Source organism: Streptomyces sp. NPDC054765 (genome assembly GCF_053612065.1).
Window position 1 is genome coordinate 55,248 of sequence record NZ_JBSHBP010000046.1, and the last position, 14,289, is coordinate 69,536.

Sequence of the window (14,289 nt, forward strand, 5' to 3'; positions counted from 1 at the left end):
CGGCTCCCGTCACTTGAGCCTGCTGGAGGCGAGGATGGACACGAGGTGGAGCAGCGTCTGGAGGATCGCGATGCCGGCGAGCACGGCGACGCCGAGACGCGAGAAGAACAGGTCGCCCCTGACCGTGTCCAGGACCGCCAGGACCAGGATCAGCAGGGACGCCTCGATCCCGAGGACGAGCCGGTGGAACTTCAGCGCCCCGGCGGCCTTGCGGGCCAGCGCCAGACCGGACGAACGCGGCTCGGATGCCGCCTCCTTGACCGGCGGCAGCCCGACCTGGTGACGGGCGACACCGACGAGGTCGGTCTCGGCCTTGATCAGGATGGCGCCGAGCGCGGCGAGCGTACCGAGGAAGGCCCACAGCCAGTCGATCCGCCCCGAGCCCCACAGGTCGGCGGCGCGAAGCCCGAAGCCCACCAGGACCGCGGCGTCGCACAGATAGGCGCCGACGCGGTCCAGGTACACACCACCGAGCGAGAACTGCTTGCGCCACCGGGCGATCTCGCCGTCCACGCAGTCGAGCAGCAGATAGAGCTGGACCATCACCACACCGAGCACGGCACCCGGGATTCCCGGCACCAGCAGGGCCGGGGCGGCCAGGACGCCGGCCACGGTCATCAGATAGGTGAGCTGGTTGGGCGTGATCCTGGTGTTCACCAGGTACCTGTCGCAGCGCAGCGAGATTTCCCGCATGTAGAGGCGACCGGCCCAGTGCTCACCGCTGCGCCGGTCCTTGACACCCTCGGGGTGCACGACCGGGCGGAGTTCAGCTACTGACGGCTTGTGCATAGTCGGCGTATGCGTCCCTGATCTGGTCGGTGGACAGGTCGAGGTGCTCCAGGATGGTGTAGCGCCCCGGGCGGGTCTTGGGTGCGTACTCGACGGCCGTGACGAATTCCTCGTCGGTGAAGCCGATCTCGTCCGGCGTGACCGGCAGGCCGTGCCTGCGCAGCACCTCGACCATCAGGTCACGGGTCTCCTTGTCCCCGCGCAGATGCGTGGCGAACGCGGCGGCGAGGCCGCACTGCTCGCCATGGCTCGCGGCGCGCTTGGGGTAGAGGATGTCGAGCGCGTGATTGATCTCGTGGCAGGCGCCGGAGGCCGGACGGCTGTCACCGGCCACCGACATCGAGATGCCGGTCAGGACCAGGCCCTCGGCCAGCACCTGGAGGAAGGCGTCGTCGCCGACCCCGCCGGGGTGCCGCAGCACGGCCTCGCCGGCCTGGCGTGCCATGGCGGCGGCCAGCCCGTCGATCGCCTCGCCGGTCTCGCGGTGCGAGAGCTCCCAGTCCGCGACCGCGGAGATGTTGGAGATCGCGTCGCCGATACCGGAGCGGACGAACCGGACCGGGGCCTCGCGGATGATGTCGAGGTCGATCACCACGGCGATCGGGTTCGGCACCCCGTAGGAGCCGCGGCCCGCGTCGTTGTCGAGGGTGGCGACCGGCGAGCACAGGCCGTCGTGCGACAGGTTCGTCGCCACGGCGACCAGCGGCAGGCCGATCCGCGCGGCGGCGAACTTGGCGCAGTCGATGATCTTGCCGCCGCCGAGACCCACGACCGCGTCGTAGTGCCCCTTCTTCATGGCGTCGGCGAGCTTGATCGCCTCATCGAGGGTGCCGCCGCCGACCTCGTACCACTCGGCGCCGGGCAGCGCGGGCGACAGCCGATCGCGCAGCCGTGCGCCCGAGCCGCCGCTGATCGCGATGGCGAGCTTGCCGGACGCGGAGATGCGCTGATCGGCCAGCAGGCCCGCCAGGTCGTCCAGAGCGCCGGCGTTGATGTCAACGACGACCGGGGACGGAATGAGGCGGGTCAGTACTGGCATGCGATGTCACGGCCCTTCGCGAGGTCGTCGTGATTGTCGATCTCGACCCACTTGACGTCGCCGATCGGGGCCACGTCCACCGTGAAGCCACGGTTGACCAGCTCCTGGTAGCCGTCCTCGTAGTAGAGGTCGGGGTCCCGCTCGAAGGTGGTCTTCAGGGCGTCGGCCAGCTCCTCGGCGGCCTCGCCCTCGATGAGCGTCACGCCGATGTACTCACCCGTCGCCTCGGCCGGGTCCATCAGCTTGGTGATCTTCTGGACGCCCTTGGCGGGGTCCACGACGACCTTCATCTCCTCGTCGGCGAGCTGCTTGACGGTGTCCAGCGCGAGGATGATCTTCTGGCCGTTGCCGCGGGCGGCGAGCAGGGTCTTCTCGACGGAGACCGGGTGCACGGTGTCGCCGTTGGCGAGGATCACGGTGTGCTTGATCGAGTCACGGCCGCACCACAGGGAGTAGGCGTTGTTCCACTCCTCGGCCTTGTCGTTGTCGATGAGGGTGAGCTTGAGGCCGTACTTCTGCTCCAGGGCCTCCTTGCGCTCGTAGACGGCTTCCTTGCGGTAACCGACGATGATCGCGACCTCGGTCAGGCCGATCTCGGCGAAGTTGCCGAGGGTCAGGTCGAGGATCGTCGTGTCCCCGTCGACCGGCACCAGAGCCTTGGGCAGGGTGTCGGTGTAGGGGCGCAGACGCCGTCCGGCGCCGGCAGCCAGCACGAGGCCGATCATGCGGGTTCTCCTTCATCGTGTACGGCGGGTGCTTGGGAGGACACCCAGAAGCGGATGCTCTCGGCGAGCACCAGCAGCGCCAGGACCGCAGCAAGGGCCGTCAGCGCGATTGTGAAACCTGTGGGGGACAGCAGGGCGGCGAGAAAGGTGACCACGAGGATCCGTCCCTCATGTCCGCCGGCTGCCCGGACCAGCCACCGCGGAGGGGCTCCGGTGCCACCGCGGATGCGGTAGACCGTGTCGTAGTGATGGTAGGCGACCGCCGCGACCAGCCCGAACGCCGCGGGCAGCGCTCCGGGGACGTCCGAGCGGGCCGCCAGCACCAGGATCGTGGTGTATTCGCCGGCCCGGAAGAGGGGCGGCACCAGCCAGTCGAGGGCGCCCTTGAGCGGCCGGGCCACGGCCGCCCCGGCCAGCAGCGCGGAGCAGACGGCGACGCCGACGGTGAACCAGGACGTGGGGTCGTCCTGGAAAATCACCCAGACCAGCAGCACGGCGGCTGAGAGAAACGCCATGACGGGCGCCAGGAAGGAACCGGGGCGGCCGCGGCCGCGGGCACGGCCCGCGATCAGCTCGGCGAGTGGCCCGGAGTCGGCGAGGTCGGCCAGTGCCTGGGCGGCGCGGTCGGTGCGGCGGGCCCGCCGGGTCAGCGAACGCAGCACGCGGCCGGCCGTGGTGTAGCAGGCGGCCAGCGCGCAGCCGATGAGCAGGGCGTAGAAGACGATGCGCGGGGTGGTCAGCGCGGTGAGCACGGCCATCATGGCCCAGCGCTCACCGATGGGGAGCACGATCATGCGGCGCACCCAGACCGTCCAGCCGACGCTGTCGAGCTTGTCGGAGAGGGCGGCGGTAGGGCTGGTGTTGGCAGTCGCGTCGTGATTCGCCTCGTTGAAGGAGAAGTCGACGACATGGCGGCAGGTCTGCAGCACCATCGCACCGAGGGCCAGGGCCCAGACGTCATCGCCGCCGCGGGCCGCGCCCAGGGCGAGTCCCGCGTAGTACGCGTACTCCTTGGCCCGGTCGAAGGTGGCGTCGAGCCAGGCGCCCATCGTCGAGTACTGCAGGGAGTAGCGGGCGAGCTGCCCGTCGGTGCAGTCCAGGACGAAGGAGAAGAGCAGCAGGAGGCCGGCGGCGACGAACCCGCCGCGGGTTCCCGTGGCCGCGCAGCTGGCCGCGATCAGCGCGGTGAGCAGGGACGCGGTGGTGACCTGGTTGGGGGTGAGCCCGCGGCGCGCGCACCAGCGGGCGAGGTACCGGGAGTACGGGCTGATGCAGTACGTCGTGAAGAACCCGTCGCGGGACTTCACGGCGGTGCGCAGCCGTACGGCCTCGTCGTCGACGGCGGCGACGGCCTCCCGTGCGTCCTCGCGCTGCGCCGGGGTGAGCGCGACGGTGGCGACCAGACTGCCCAGCTCGACGTGGTGCAGGCCGGTCTCCTCGCGGTCGAGGGACTCGGTGAGGGTGTCGGTGAGGACATCCGTGAGGTGGGCGGTGCCGGCGCCGACCGGGACCCTGGCGACCGCGCGGGCCAGCGCGGCACGCGCCTCGGGCTGCGCGGTGAGCGCGCCCGGTACGGCCGCGGCCGGGAAGCGGGGGTCGGTCAGCGCGAGCCGCAGGGCGTGCAGATGGCCCACGAAGCGGGGGTCGACGACGGCGACCCGCTCCTGGGCGGGCACCGCGGCGAGCAGCTCGGCAGCGGCTGCGGGATCGTTCGCCGTACGGACGTCAAAGCCCAGCGTGTGCAGGTCGGCTTCGAGCGGCGACCCGGCGACCGGCGGACCGGTGAGGATGGCGGTCGACAGACGAACTCACTCCTTGGATGCTGACAAGGCAGCACGGGTCGGGTTCGCAGTCGATCCGCATTCGACACGAACTACCCGGGCAGCGGGCGTGGCACACCTGACGCCCGGAGGGCCGGGTGGCACGTCGGCAGAGGTTATCGGATCGCCGGATGCGGCCGTTCACCGCGCATTCACCGCACGATCGAGTGACCGATGGCTGCGCCTGCCGCGATCATCATGGTGGATCGGGTGGCGCATGAACAACTGGGCTGCGGCCCGGTGCCCCATCCGGTGCCGGTTATGAGAGGGCTGGTCACGGGGCGGGCGGGTTGTGCCGGGCCCGGTGTGGTGCGTGCCATCCCGGGTCCGGCGGCGCTCGCCGCCGGCCGGTTCCGGCACCGGTTCGCCCGGGGCCCTTGGCGTCCGGGCGCCGGGCGCGGCAGGGGATACGGCAGGGGATGTGGACCCTCTCACGGCCGGGCGCACTTCCTGCCCGGTGCGCGTGCTCGTGGCGCCGCGCACCCGCTCTGCCGGTGATGCGGACCCGGCTAGGGCAGACTTGGCGTCGAAAACCGACGACAAGGATGGGCATGCCGATCACACCTGCCAACGGACAGACCGCCGGGGACCCGGCGGTGAGCACACCGGGCGGCGCCGCCGAACCGATCATGCTGGAGCTGGTCGACGAGGACGGTACGACGATCGGCACCGCGGAGAAGCTCGCGGCCCACCAGCCCCCCGGGCAGCTGCACCGGGCGTTCTCCGTCTTCCTCTTCGACGAGAAGGGACGGCTGCTGCTGCAGCGCCGGGCGCTGGGGAAGTACCACTCCCCCGGTGTGTGGTCCAACACCTGCTGCGGCCACCCGTATCCCGGCGAGGCGCCGTTCGTGGCCGCGGCCCGCCGGACCTCGGAGGAGCTGGGCCTGGCGCCCGCCCTGCTGGCCGAGGCGGGCACCGTGCGTTACAACCATCCCGACCCGGCCTCCGGCCTCGTGGAGCAGGAGTACAACCACCTGTTCGTCGGGCTGGTACGGGCCGAGCCGGTGCCCGATCCCGACGAAATCGGCGAGATCGCGTTCGTGACGGCACAGGAGCTGGCCGAACGGCATGCCGAGGCGCCGTTCTCCGCATGGTTCATGACAGTGCTGGACGCGGCGCGGCCGGCGGTGCGCGAGCTCACCGGAGGGTCGGCGGGCTGGTAGCGAGCGGGGTGAGCGGCAGCTCGGCCCAGATGGCCTTGCCGCCGCTCCTCGTGATCTCGACGTCGCACTTGCCGCCCACCTCCGCGGTGAGCGTTTTGACGAGCCACAGGCCGCGGCCGCCGACGTCACTCTGCTCCGCCTCCAGTGCCTTGGGGCGGTAGGGGTGGTTGTCCTCGACCGCGAGCCGCAGCCAGTTCGCCCCGATGGTGACCTGGACGGCGATCTGGGGCGAGAGCAGGGCCGCGTGCCGGACGGCGTTGGTGACGAGTTCGGAGACGATGAGCAACAGGCCGTCCATGATCTCGGCGGCCACGGGCACGCGCTGTTCGTCGAGCAGATCCCGGACCGCGTGCCGTGCCTGCGGCACCGAGGCCTCCAGTGCCGGGGCGGTGAACCGCCAGACACCTTCGTACGCGAGCGGGGAGGTCAGCTCTTCGGGGGGTTCTGCGGGGGGTCCGGAAGGCATCCTCACAGGAAGAGTGTTGAGAATGCGTTGGTCCGGACCGGCCGGCTGAACAGAAGTCAGCGCCTATCGACGCCTTATGGCCGCTTCAGAGCCGTTCGACCGACCCGGCGACCGGACCTGTTCGTTTTGTGGGGTGTTCGCGGACTTCCCGGGTGACTGCTGTGCGGTCCCCGGGTGGCCGCCGTGCGGCCGCGCCCTCGCGGCGGTGCGCCGGGGAGCGCACAGCGCAGCAGGCCCGGTGCCTGAGCACCGGGCCTGCTGCGCTGTTTCAGTAGCGGGGACAGGATTTGAACCTGCGACCTCTGGGTTATGAGCCCAGCGAGCTACCGAGCTGCTCCACCCCGCGTCGGTGAACACCACCCTACGGGCCGGCCGCGCCAGGACCAAATCGATAATCATCACGGGTGCCGACGGGCCGGCCGGACGCGGCGCGTGCCCGCTTCCGGCCCGGCGCGTCGGCGTCTCACACCGACCGGTCGGTGATCCGCCCGGCGTCGACCTCGATACGGCGTGTGGTGTGCACCGCTTCGAGCATCCGGCGGTCGTGCGTCACCAGCAGCAGGGTGCCCGGGTACGAGGCGAGCGCGGATTCCAGCTGTTCGATGGCCGGCAGATCGAGGTGGTTGGTCGGTTCGTCCAGGACGAGGAGGTTGACCCCACGGCCCTGGAGGAGGGCCAGCGCGGCACGGGTCCGCTCTCCCGGCGACAGCGTGCGCGCCGGGCGCAGCACATGCGCCGCCTTCAGCCCGAACTTGGCCAGCAGGGTACGCACATCGGCGGGCGGCAGATCCGGGACACAGGCCCGGAAGGCGTCCATCAGCGGCTCGTCACCCAGCCCGTGCGCGCCGAAGAGCCGGCCGCGCGCCTGGTCGACCTCGCCGACGACCACACCGGGGCCCAGGGCGGCGTGCCCGGTGTCCAGCGGGAGCCGGCCGAGCAGGGCGGCGAGCAGGGTCGACTTGCCGGAGCCGTTGGGGCCTGTGATCGCGACCCGGTCGGCCCAGTCGATCTGGAGGTCCACCGGGCCGAAGCGGAAGTCGCCGCGCCGGACCCCGGCGCCACGCAGGGTCGCCACGACCGCGCCGGCCCGGGGCGCGGCGGCGATCTCCATCCGCAGCTCCCACTCCTTGCGCGGTTCCTCGACGACGTCGAGCCGCTCGATCAGGCGCTGGGTCTGCTTGGCCTTGGCGGCCTGCTTCTCGGTGGCCTCCACACGGGCCTTGCGGCCGATCTTGTCGTTGTCGGGAGCCTTGCGGCGGGCGTTCTTGACGCCCTTCTCCATCCAGTTGCGCTGGGTGTGGGCGCGGGTCTCCAGGGCGGTCTTGGTGTCGGCGTACTCCTCGTACTGCTCGCGCGCATGGCGCCGGGCCCGCTCGCGCTCCTCCAGGTAGGAGCTGTAGCCGCCGCCGTAGGTGTTGACCTGCTGCTGGGCGAGGTCGAGTTCGACGACGCGGGTGACCGTGCGGGTCAGGAACTCGCGGTCGTGGCTGACCAGGACGGTGCCGGCGCGCAGCCCGGTGACGAAGGACTCCAGGCGGTGCAGACCGTCCAGGTCGAGGTCGTTGGTCGGTTCGTCCAGCAGGAAGACGTCGTAACGGGAGAGCAGCAGCGAGGCGAGTGAGGCACGGGCGGCCTGGCCGCCGGAGAGCGTCGTCATCGGCTGGTCGAGGCCGATGGACAGGCCGAGCTGCCCGGCGGTCTCCTCGGCGCGCTCGTCCAGGTCGGCCGCGCCCAGCGCGAGCCAGCGCTCCAGCGCCGTGGCGTAGGCGTCGTCCGCGCCGGGCCGCTCCTCGACCAGTGCCTCGGTGGCGGTGTCCAGGGCGAGCTGGGCGTCGGCCACGCCCGTACGGCGGGCGAAGAAGGCGCGTACGGTCTCCCCCGGGCGGCGGTCGGGCTCCTGCGGGAGATGGCCGACGGTGGCGGTGGGCGGGCTGAGCGAGAGCTTGCCGTCCTCCGGGGTGTCCAGGCCGGCCAGCAGGCGCAGCAGCGTGGACTTGCCCGCGCCGTTGGCACCGACGAGGCCGACCACATCGCCGGGGGCGACGACCAGATCGAGACCGGAGAACAGGACGCGCTCGCCGTGGCCGGCGGCGAGGTCTTTGGCGACGAGAGTTGCTGACATCAGGCCGCCGATCGTATCCGGCCCGGTCCGGCCCGGTCGCTCTAATATCCGGGGCATGGAACCCGGTCTGAAAACGCATGTCAGCGACGGCACAGCGACCGTCACCATCAGCAATACCGGCAAGCGGAACGCCATGACCGTGCAAATGTGGCGGGATCTGCCACCGCTGCTGGAGCGGCTGGCGGCCGACCGTGCCGTCCGGTCGCTGGTGCTGACCGGCGAGGGCGGGACCTTCTGCGCGGGCGCGGACATCGGATCGCTGCGGGATGCGGCGGGTGAGTCACCGGGGCTCGCGGTCGCGGCCGAGGAGGCGCTGGCGGCGTTCCCCGGGCCGACGCTGGCGGCGATACGCGGCTACTGCGTGGGCGGTGGCGCCCAGTTGGCGGCCGCCTGCGATCTGCGGTTCGCGGAGCAGGGCGCGCTGTTCGGGGTGACGCCGGCCAAGCTGGCGGTCGTCTATCCGGCGTCCGCGACCCGGCGGCTGGTCCGGCTGGTGGGGCTGTCCGCCGCCAAGTACCTGTTGTTCTCCGGGGAGTTGATCGACTGTGCGCGGGCGCTGCGTACGGGCCTGGTGGACGAGGTGCTGGCCGAGGGCGAGCTCGGCCAGCGGGTGACGGAGTTCTCGGCCGTACTGGCGAGCCGGTCGCTGCTGACGCAGACCGCGGCGAAGGAACTGGCCAACGGGACGTGGGACGTACCGCCGGCCGAGGCCGAGGAGCGCGGCGCCCACTGGGCCGCGCAGGCCCGCACGAGCGGCGACACCGCGGAGGGTGCCGCCGCCTTCCTGGAGCGCAGGCCGCCGCGCTTCACCTGGCCGACGGACTGACGCCCCGGCCGCCCCGCGCAAACTCCGTGCCGCTCACTCCTCCCCCGCCGGCAGGAACCGGCCGCCCTCCCGCAGCATCGCGGTGATCTTGGCCGGTGCCTTGTCCGGGGAGCCCGCGTCGTAGGGCGGCTGCGGGTCGTACTCGATGCCGAGCTGGATCGCCTGGGCAGCGGCGTCCCCGGCGATCCGGCCGGCCAGTGTCAGCCCCATGTCGATGCCGGACGAGACACCGGCCGCCGTGACGTACTTGCCGTCGGTGACCACCCGCTCCCCGGTCGGCTCGGCCCCCAGCGCCGGGAGCTGGTCCAGCGCGAGCCAGTGCGAGGTCGCCCGGCGTCCCTTGAGCAGGCCGGCGGCGGCCAGGATCAGCGAGCCGGTGCACACCGAGGTGGTCCAGGTGGTGGTGGCGTCCACGGCGCGGATCCACTCGTGCAGCGGGCCGTCCGCCATCTGCGCCGACTGCCCCGGGCCGCCGGGCACGACGAGGATGTCCGGTGCGGTGACCTCGCCCAGCACAGCGTCGGCGACCAGCCCGAGCGAACCGAGGTCATTGCGGTACGGGCCGGTGCGCTCCCCGACGAATACCACCTCCGCCCCCGGCAGCCGGCCGAGGGTTTCGTAGGGGCCGATGGCGTCCAGCGAGGTGAAACGGTCGTAGAGAAGGATCGCGAGCTGCATGGCGGCGGTTCCTGTCGTCAGGGGTGGGGCCGGCCCCGGCGAGCCGCCGGGGCCGGTGGGGTTCAGACGGTGGGTACGGGTGGGGCGGCGGGCCGGAAGCGACGGCGGTATTCGGCCGGGGAGGTGCCCAGGACGCGGAGGAAGGCGCGGCGCATCGCCTCGGGGGTGCCGTAGCCGCAGCGGCGCGACACCTGCCCGATGCCGTCGACGGTGTCCTCCAGGTGCCGGCGGGCGGCCTCCAGCCGTACCCGGTCGACATAGCGCCCCGGTGTCATGCCCACCTCCTCGCGGAACGCACGGGCGAAGTGCCGCGGAGAGAGGCTCGCGCGCTCCGCGAGGGCGTCGACGGACAGGTCCGCCGCCGGGTTCTCGGTGATCCACTGCTGCACATCGCGCAGCGGCCTGCGCTGTGCGGTCTGCGCGGCGAGCTGGGCGCTGAACTGGGTCTGATTGCCCGGCCGCCGCAGGAAGACCACCAGGTGCCGGGCGACGGCCAGCGCAAGGTCCCGGCCGAGATCCTCTTCCACCAGGGCCAGCGCGAGGTCGATGCCGGCCGTCACGCCGGCGGAGGTGGCCAGGTCGCCGTCGCGGACGTAGACCGGCTCGGGTTCGACATGCACCGCGGGGAAGCGTGCGGCGAGGGTGTCGCAGAGCATCCAGTGGGTCGTCGCGCGCCGGCCGTCCAGCAGTCCGGCCTCGGCCAGCAGCAGCGCTCCGCTGCACACCGAGACCTTCCGGCGGGCGCGGTGGGCGTTGTCGCGCAGCCAGTCGATCAGCCGGGGGTCGGTGATACGGGTGCCCTGGCCGCCGGGCACCAGCAGCGTGTGCGGCGCCCCGGCGGCGGCGAGGGTGAGGTCGGGGACGAGGGTCAGCCCGCTGGTGGTGCGGACCGGGGTGCCGTCCAGACCGGCGGTGCGGATCCGGTAGGCGCCCGGGACCGCCTGGGCGGCCGCGCTGAAGACGTCGGCCGGCCCGGTGACGTCGAGAGCTTGCACCCCGTCGAAGAGAACGACGAGTACCTCGCGCTGTTCCATGCCCTCCATCCTGGACAGCGGCGGCGAAGGCGGCAACGACAAATTTCCCACCTTTCCTGCCATCGCGTCGACGGCGACCGGAGGCCCGGCCGCCGCCGGGCCCCTGGAATCACCCCCATACCGACGGGTCGGTACCCTGCCGGTATGACCTCTTCCAGCGCACTGCCCGACCAGGCCGGCCGTACCTGCCACCACGTCATCAACCCCTTCCACTCCGCGCACTACTTCGCGCCGGAGCTCCCCGCGGAGATGGCCGAGGCCGGCATCGGGAACCGCAGCGCCGGCTACTTCGCCTGCCGGGGCGCGGCCATGGGTGCGGTCGGCCCCGGCACCATCACGGCCACCTTCTACAACTTCAAGCACGAGCTCATCGCCCAGCACATCCCGCAGGTCTGGACGGTCACCACGCCGCAGACCGTGCTGGACGCCCGGCTGCGTGCGGCGGACGCCACGCTGCGCCGGCTGCTCGGAACGGAGGCCGTCGAGTCGCCGGAGATGGCGGAGGCGGCGCAGCTGGCGCTGCGTGCCACCGAGGGCTGCACCCGCCAGGCCCGGCCGCTGTACGCCGCGCACGCCGACCTGCCGGTGCCCGACGCCCCGCACCTGGCCTACTGGCACGCCGCGACGCTGCTGCGCGAACACCGCGGCGACGGCCACCTGCTGGCGCTGCTCGACGCCGAACTGGACGGGGTGGAGGCGCTGGTCACCCACACCGCCAGCGGCCGTGGGATGAGTTACCAGGGCGTCATGGCGACCCGCGGCTGGTCGGAGGAGGACTGGGCGGCGGCGCAGGAGCGGCTGCGGACCCGCGGCCTCCTGGACGCCGAGGGCGAGTTGACCGAGGCCGGTGTGCAGCTGCGCAAGGACCTGGAGCACAGGACGGACCGGCTGGACCGGACCCCGTACGAGCACCTGGGCGCCGAGGGCGTGGCCCGGCTCACCGAGTTGGCGACCGGCTTCACCACCGCCGTCATGAACGCCGGGGCGTTCCCCGCGGCGATGTTCGGCAAGTAGAGCGCCCGCAGGGAGGCCCCTGGTCTGCCGGGATGGGGAGGCGGCTTGCCTCGCCCCGGAGCCGGGGGCCGGGACGCCCCTTTCGGCCCCCGGGCGGACGAAGGGGACTTCGCGGACACCCCGTGACGGCTGGGCGGTGCGACAGTCCGGCCCGCCAACCGGCACAATGCAGGCTCAAGCAAGCGCTGGAAGGCGGGGCAGGATCAACGTGACGGCATCCACTGAGTCCATCGGGGCCCTCGGGACCATCGAAGCGAGGATCGCCGGGGAGCTCGGCGTCAAGGAGCGGCAGGTGAAGGCCGCGGTCGAACTGCTCGACGGTGGCTCGACCGTCCCGTTCATCGCGCGCTACCGCAAGGAAGCCACCGAGACGCTCGACGATGCGCAGCTGCGCGCGCTCGAGGAACGGCTGCGCTATCTGCGGGAGCTGGAGGAGCGGCGGGGTGCGATCCTGGAGTCCGTACGGTCCCAGGGCAAGCTGGACGCCGCCCTGGAGGCGCAGATCCGCGGCGCCGAGTCCAAGGCGCGGCTGGAGGACATCTACCTCCCGTTCAAGCCCAAGCGGCGCACCAAGGCCCAGATCGCGCGGGAGGCCGGCCTGGAGCCGCTCGCCGACGGGCTGCTGGGCGATCCGTCGGTGGAGCCGGCCGCGGCCGCGGCGGCGTTCGTGGACGCCGGCAAGGGCGTCGCCGATCCGGCCGCCGCTCTGGAAGGCGCGCGGGCCATCCTGACCGAGCGGTTCAGCGAGGACGCCGATCTGATCGGCGAGCTCCGCGAGCGCATGTGGTCGCGCGGGCGGGTGGCGGCGAAGGTGCGCGAGGGCAAGGAGGAGGCCGGCGCGAAGTTCGCCGACTACTTCGACTTCACCGAGCCGTTCACCGAACTGCCCTCGCACCGGGTGCTGGCGATGTTCCGCGGCGAGAAGGAGGAGGTCCTCGATCTCGCCCTGGAACCGGAGGAGCCGTCGGCCGAGGGCCCCAGCGCGTACGAGCGGTCCATCGCGCACCGCTTCGGCATCACCGACCGGGGCCGGCCCGGCGACAAGTGGCTGCAGGACACCGTCCGCTGGGCCTGGCGCACCCGGGTGCAGGTGCACCTCGGGATCGATCTGCGGCTGCGGCTGCGGCAGGCCGCCGAGGACGAGGCGGTGCGGGTCTTCGCGTCGAATCTGCGCGATCTGCTGCTGGCGGCACCCGCCGGTACGCGTGCCACGATGGGGCTGGACCCCGGTTTCCGTACGGGCGTGAAGGTCGCCGTGGTGGATGCGACCGGCAAGGTGGCCGCCACCGAGACCATCTACCCCCATGTACCGCAGCAGAAGTGGGACGCCTCGCTGGCCACCCTGGCGAAGCTGGCCCGTGCGCACGGCGTCGAGCTGATCGCGATCGGCAACGGCACCGCCTCCCGCGAGACCGACAAGCTGGCGGCCGATCTGATCGCCGCCCAGCCGGAGCTGAAGCTGACGAAGGTGATGGTGTCCGAGGCGGGCGCGTCGGTGTACTCCGCCTCCGCTTTCGCCTCGCAGGAGCTGCCCGAACTGGATGTGTCGCTGCGTGGCGCGGTGTCCATCGCCCGCCGGCTGCAGGACCCGCTGGCCGAGCTGGTCAAGATCGACCCGAAGTCGATCGGTGTCGGGCAGTACCAGCACGATCTGTCCGAGGTGAAGCTGTCACGCTCGCTGGACGCGGTGGTCGAGGACTGTGTGAACGGCGTCGGTGTGGACGTCAACACCGCGTCCGCGCCGCTGCTTTCGCGGGTGTCGGGCATCAGCTCCGGCCTCGCGGAGAACATCGTGGCGCACCGGGACGGGAACGGTCCGTTCCGCTCCCGCAGGACCCTCAAGGACGTGGCCCGGCTCGGCCCGAAGGCGTACGAGCAGTGCGCGGGCTTCCTGCGGATCCGGGGCGGCGATGACCCGCTGGACGCCTCCAGCGTGCACCCGGAGGCGTACCCGGTGGTGCGCCGGATGGTGAAGTCGGCGGACACCGAGGTCGGTTCGCTGATCGGCAACGCGGCCGTGCTGCGATCGCTGAAGGCCGCGGACTTCGTCGACGACTCGTTCGGTCTGCCGACGGTCGGCGACATCCTGCAGGAGCTGGAGAAGCCGGGCCGCGACCCCCGTCCGGTCTTCAAGACCGCGACCTTCAAGGACGGCGTGGAGAAGATCGGCGATCTGCAGCCGGGGATGCTCCTGGAGGGCGTGGTGACCAATGTCGCCGCCTTCGGGGCGTTCGTGGACGTGGGCGTCCACCAGGACGGTCTGGTGCATGTCTCGGCGATGTCGAAGACCTTCGTCAAGGACCCGCGGGATGTGGTGAAGCCGGGCGACATCGTGCGGGTCAAGGTGCTCGATGTCGACATTCCGCGCAAGCGGATCTCGCTGACGCTGCGGCTGGAGGACGAGCAGGGTGCCGGCGGCGGGCAGGGGCGCGGTGAGGGCCGCGGCGAGCGGGGCGCCCGTCCGCCGAAGCAGCGGCAGGGGCAGGGCGGTCAGGGGCCCGGCGGCGGTCAGGGCCGGCAGGTCGGCCAGGGCGGCGGCCGGGACCGGCGCTGCGGCTCCGGTGGCGGCGGGTCCCGGCAGGGCCAGGGTGCTCCGGCTCCGGCGAACAGCGC

12 protein-coding genes and 1 tRNA gene are annotated in these 14,289 nt (G+C 72.1%); 4 read left to right on the top strand and 9 right to left on the bottom strand.

Annotated elements, in window-relative coordinates; genetic code table 11:
• Positions 1-9: 9 nt before the first annotated feature.
• The 4 genes from ACWGJY_RS26085 to ACWGJY_RS26100 are packed head-to-tail and all read right to left on the bottom strand — an operon-like array spanning position 10 to position 4,355.
• Positions 10-789, bottom strand: coding sequence for a CDP-alcohol phosphatidyltransferase family protein (locus ACWGJY_RS26085; RefSeq protein WP_453263266.1), 780 nt, complete (start codon positions 787-789; stop codon positions 10-12).
• Positions 767-1,828, bottom strand: coding sequence for an iron-containing alcohol dehydrogenase family protein (locus ACWGJY_RS26090; RefSeq protein WP_453263267.1), 1,062 nt, complete (start codon positions 1,826-1,828; stop codon positions 767-769). The genes ACWGJY_RS26085 and ACWGJY_RS26090 overlap by 23 nt, the downstream gene beginning before the upstream one ends.
• Positions 1,816-2,553: a phosphocholine cytidylyltransferase family protein gene (locus tag ACWGJY_RS26095; protein WP_453263268.1), complete on the bottom strand. Its 738-nt coding sequence runs from the start codon at positions 2,551-2,553 to the stop codon at positions 1,816-1,818. The genes ACWGJY_RS26090 and ACWGJY_RS26095 overlap by 13 nt, the downstream gene beginning before the upstream one ends.
• Positions 2,550-4,355, bottom strand: a complete 1,806-nt coding sequence (locus ACWGJY_RS26100) for a DUF5941 domain-containing protein (RefSeq protein WP_453263281.1) — start codon at positions 4,353-4,355, stop codon at positions 2,550-2,552. The genes ACWGJY_RS26095 and ACWGJY_RS26100 overlap by 4 nt, the downstream gene beginning before the upstream one ends.
• A 569-nt stretch (positions 4,356-4,924) precedes the next feature.
• Between ACWGJY_RS26100 and idi the strand changes: the two genes are divergently transcribed.
• Positions 4,925-5,536 carry an isopentenyl-diphosphate Delta-isomerase gene (gene idi, locus ACWGJY_RS26105; protein ID WP_453263269.1) on the top strand — a complete coding sequence of 204 codons (612 nt, stop codon included), beginning with the start codon at positions 4,925-4,927 and terminating at the stop codon, positions 5,534-5,536.
• Here idi and ACWGJY_RS26110 read toward each other — a convergent pair.
• The 3 genes from ACWGJY_RS26110 to ACWGJY_RS26120 form a co-directional block, all read right to left on the bottom strand.
• Positions 5,511-6,002 (bottom strand): ATP-binding protein, encoded by a 492-nt coding sequence (locus tag ACWGJY_RS26110; RefSeq protein ID WP_453263270.1) that lies wholly within the window; start codon positions 6,000-6,002, stop codon positions 5,511-5,513. The genes idi and ACWGJY_RS26110 overlap by 26 nt on opposite strands.
• Positions 6,003-6,274: 272 nt before the next feature.
• Positions 6,275-6,348: transfer RNA gene (locus ACWGJY_RS26115), tRNA-Met, on the bottom strand.
• A gap of 117 nt (positions 6,349-6,465) precedes the next feature.
• A complete protein-coding gene (locus ACWGJY_RS26120; RefSeq protein WP_453263271.1) occupies positions 6,466-8,124 on the bottom strand; it encodes an ABC-F family ATP-binding cassette domain-containing protein in 1,659 nt (552 codons plus the stop codon).
• A gap of 55 nt (positions 8,125-8,179) precedes the next feature.
• Between ACWGJY_RS26120 and ACWGJY_RS26125 the strand changes: the two genes are divergently transcribed.
• Complete coding sequence (locus ACWGJY_RS26125; protein WP_453263272.1) at positions 8,180-8,950, top strand: enoyl-CoA hydratase/isomerase family protein; 771 nt, start codon at positions 8,180-8,182, stop codon at positions 8,948-8,950.
• Positions 8,951-8,983: 33 nt separating this feature from the next.
• On the opposite strand, the gene ACWGJY_RS26130 is transcribed toward ACWGJY_RS26125, so the two are convergent.
• Together ACWGJY_RS26130 and ACWGJY_RS26135 are read right to left on the bottom strand one after the other, a co-directional pair.
• Entirely contained in the window at positions 8,984-9,628 is a 645-nt protein-coding gene (locus tag ACWGJY_RS26130; RefSeq protein ID WP_453263273.1) for a DJ-1/PfpI family protein, read from the bottom strand.
• Between the two features lie 62 nt (positions 9,629-9,690).
• Complete coding sequence (locus ACWGJY_RS26135) at positions 9,691-10,662, bottom strand: GlxA family transcriptional regulator (protein WP_453263274.1); 972 nt, start codon at positions 10,660-10,662, stop codon at positions 9,691-9,693.
• A gap of 144 nt (positions 10,663-10,806) precedes the next feature.
• Between ACWGJY_RS26135 and ACWGJY_RS26140 the strand changes: the two genes are divergently transcribed.
• Complete coding sequence (locus tag ACWGJY_RS26140) at positions 10,807-11,676, top strand: SCO6745 family protein (RefSeq protein ID WP_453263275.1); 870 nt, start codon at positions 10,807-10,809, stop codon at positions 11,674-11,676.
• Positions 11,677-11,884: 208 nt separating this feature from the next.
• A partial coding sequence (locus ACWGJY_RS26145) for a Tex family protein (RefSeq protein WP_453263276.1) occupies positions 11,885-14,289 on the top strand: 2,405 nt, incomplete at its 3' end.

What these genes read in the sequence shown, in the direction of transcription:
- ACWGJY_RS26135 (WP_453263274.1), bottom strand. Translation starts at nt 10,662, where the DNA reads ATGGAACAGCGCGAGGTACTCGTCGTTCTCTTCGACGGGGTGCAAGCT.
- ACWGJY_RS26110 (WP_453263270.1), bottom strand. Translation starts at nt 6,002, where the DNA reads ATGCCTTCCGGACCCCCCGCAGAACCCCCCGAAGAGCTGACCTCCCCG.
- ACWGJY_RS26120 (WP_453263271.1), bottom strand. Translation starts at nt 8,124, where the DNA reads ATGTCAGCAACTCTCGTCGCCAAAGACCTCGCCGCCGGCCACGGCGAG.
- ACWGJY_RS26130 (WP_453263273.1), bottom strand. Translation starts at nt 9,628, where the DNA reads ATGCAGCTCGCGATCCTTCTCTACGACCGTTTCACCTCGCTGGACGCC.
- ACWGJY_RS26140 (WP_453263275.1), top strand. Translation starts at nt 10,807, where the DNA reads ATGACCTCTTCCAGCGCACTGCCCGACCAGGCCGGCCGTACCTGCCAC.
- ACWGJY_RS26095 (WP_453263268.1), bottom strand. Translation starts at nt 2,553, where the DNA reads ATGATCGGCCTCGTGCTGGCTGCCGGCGCCGGACGGCGTCTGCGCCCC.
- ACWGJY_RS26125 (WP_453263272.1), top strand. Translation starts at nt 8,180, where the DNA reads ATGGAACCCGGTCTGAAAACGCATGTCAGCGACGGCACAGCGACCGTC.
- ACWGJY_RS26085 (WP_453263266.1), bottom strand. Translation starts at nt 789, where the DNA reads ATGCACAAGCCGTCAGTAGCTGAACTCCGCCCGGTCGTGCACCCCGAG.
- ACWGJY_RS26090 (WP_453263267.1), bottom strand. Translation starts at nt 1,828, where the DNA reads ATGCCAGTACTGACCCGCCTCATTCCGTCCCCGGTCGTCGTTGACATC.
- idi (WP_453263269.1), top strand. Translation starts at nt 4,925, where the DNA reads ATGCCGATCACACCTGCCAACGGACAGACCGCCGGGGACCCGGCGGTG.